This window comes from Candidatus Thiosymbion oneisti, from assembly GCF_900092655.1.
GTDB classification, from domain to species: Bacteria; Pseudomonadota; Gammaproteobacteria; order Chromatiales; family Chromatiaceae; genus Thiosymbion; species Thiosymbion oneisti.
Map to the genome: position 1 here is coordinate 1 of NZ_FLUY01000244.1, position 2,298 is coordinate 2,298.

Annotated in this window: 3 protein-coding genes; all 3 read right to left on the reverse strand. The window is 51.9% G+C overall.

What is annotated here, in order from left to right:
* Positions 1-63 precede the first annotated feature (63 nt).
* The gene (locus tag BQ17_RS02085) at positions 64-1,020 is read right to left on the reverse strand and encodes a hypothetical protein (protein ID WP_141699042.1); all 957 of its coding nucleotides are present in this window, start codon (positions 1,018-1,020) and stop codon (positions 64-66) included.
* A 259-nt stretch (positions 1,021-1,279) separates the two neighbouring features.
* Positions 1,280-1,939, reverse strand: coding sequence for a HEAT repeat domain-containing protein (locus BQ17_RS02090; RefSeq protein WP_089724078.1), 660 nt, complete (start codon positions 1,937-1,939; stop codon positions 1,280-1,282).
* A 132-nt stretch (positions 1,940-2,071) separates the two neighbouring features.
* A partial coding sequence (locus BQ17_RS22270) for a hypothetical protein (RefSeq protein ID WP_218068013.1) occupies positions 2,072-2,298 on the reverse strand: 227 nt, incomplete at its 5' end.

Sequence of the window (2,298 nt, forward strand, 5' to 3'; positions counted from 1 at the left end):
GCCGGAATCCAGGGCCAGGGATGGCAAAACGGTGGAGTTCAAAGCATTAGGTCGCATTTAAATTTAACCACTACCAATATTCGGAGTGAAGGAAAGAGTAAACAAATCCACTTTCTTAAAGAGCAAAGTATTCGGAAGAGTATGAAATAGCGTCGCAAGGGCGAGAATCAGAACATGGATCAGCCAAAATACCGCCCAGAACATCGTGCTATCCAGCACTTCTTTCTCCACCTCCTTCTTCGCCTTTTTGTCAAGCCAATTTAATTGCCACTCCTGTATTGCATAGACATAAAAAATAAAAACCAGAAAAGTCAACGAGTGGAGCGAAATCCACTTGAACAGCGTTACCTCCACTGTGAAGTGTAATCCGGATATGATTTCCTTTTTCAACTCCCCCTTCTTATTTTTTGGTTCCACCTGCTTATCTTCGACTCCCTTATCTCCGGCGTCACGCAAAAATTTCTCCCACCCAATCCATTGCCCTTCCAAGGGGCCCGTAAAGACCGGCTCAATAAAATAACGTATCCACAATCCGACCTCCTCCGACCCTTTTTGTCGGTCTTTAATATGAAGATCGGCCGCTACACATACGAACAAAGAAATAGCAATTACTCCCAAACCAATCGGTCCGATTATTGAACCTTTTATTACCTGTGCATGATTTTGATCAGTCTTTTGACCGGATTTTAGTTCTCGATCCCTGAAGTACAGATTGAAAAACACACCAGCAAAGACTGTACCGATATAAATAAATTTAAGTTGAAACCACTCGTACATACTTTTTGCGTTATCGGCTATTTCAGCAACAAGCTTATCATGCTCCGCAAACGCCAGCTCTGCGAACGAAAAAGTCACCATACCACGGCTTTTGTCAGTCCACTCCGGCCGTAGCTCTTCTTTTATATCAATAGGTGGGAGCCAGTAAATAATCCCCAATAACATCACGGCCAAAATCACATGTATCCCGCGAAAGAGAGGTATAAACCAGCCACCGCCTGCCCTATCACTATTATTACGCATTCCGATCAGCTTCCATTCGGTAAAGCGTCAGGGCCTGGCCCGTTGCCATTAACTTAAGGATTATGAGGCCGGTTCGTTTGGCTCCCACTTTGTCATTCCAGCAGGGATTGCCTGGCTGTGCGTCCCTGCCTGTCTGCGTGCAGGGACGCACAGGCAGGGACGCAGACAGGGGACGAGACCCGGCGCCCGTAAATGCCGGGTTTCGTTCCTCGATCCAGCCTACTCCCGACTCTGGCCTATGGCCCTTTTTGACAGCTTTTTAAGGCTGCGACGTGCGGTAGTATTCCGCTAGGCCCTTGTCGGCGATCTTCTTGTTGGTAGCCAACGCCTCGCTGATCATTTCCTGCGCCGCCCGGTCGTCACTCAGCTCTGGCGAGTTCCGGATCGACTCCAGCGTCTCGGCGGCCTTGCGATTCCCCGACACGGCCAGACCCATGACCGCGTATTTGTTCAGCTCGCGCTCCGCCGTGGCGCCGAACTGCTCAGCAAGAAAACCCTCGGTCCGTACCGGAAGGGTCAGGTTCGTTATCAGGTAATCGAGGGCCCTGCGATTCCCGGATTTATTGACCAGATACCCGAGTGCCATCATGGCGCTCGTCTTGGCCCTGCGCTGGCTCCGATTCAGCGTACCCTCATCGAGTCTCTCGATAAACGCGATCATCGGCTCCACAGCCCTTTCATCGCCGATTATCCCGAGAGTGGCGACGATGTTGGACCAATAGTCCTGCTCCCTGGGATCCTTCAGCATCTTCAGCAAGGTGGGCACCACGGAGGCGTCGTACTCGCTCGCTTCCGCGTAGGGTAGGCTGTCAATGGGAACTTGCCGCACGAATTCTTTGATAGGCCCCTGGCTGGCCCCGCTTCCAGCCCATATCAGGGCCGCCACTGCCACCAGGATCTTCAGCGTGAGATTACGCATGGTCTACCTCCAGGTCATGTTCAACTTTTGGTAGTGATTAAAGTTTAATCAGTTAAAAATTTACCACAACCTTTGCCGCAAATGGGTAGTGGTAAATTTTTAGGCTCTTTATGGATTCCGGACTGCCAAGGGTCATGGAAGGGTACCACCGGACGTTTTGGAGTGCGGCGGCCACTTCACCCCGATGCTTACCGGAACCTCCAGCCCTAAGCATAAGCCGGGGATCGGCCAAGTGGCACCATCCTGCCGCCGCTTTGGATGTGGCAAGGTATCCGTTCCCAACAAAGGTGTTGCGGCCAGGGGAAAGCGCCGTCGCCGCGGCGCGGGTGGAACCGAAGGGCCCGGATTCCCGGCCAACG

Bases quoted from the DNA above. Each gene is read 5' to 3' on its own strand.
- BQ17_RS02085 (WP_141699042.1), bottom strand. From the start codon at position 1,020: ATGCGTAATAATAGTGATAGGGCAGGCGGTGGCTGGTTTATACCTCTC.
- BQ17_RS02090 (WP_089724078.1), bottom strand. From the start codon at position 1,939: ATGCGTAATCTCACGCTGAAGATCCTGGTGGCAGTGGCGGCCCTGATA.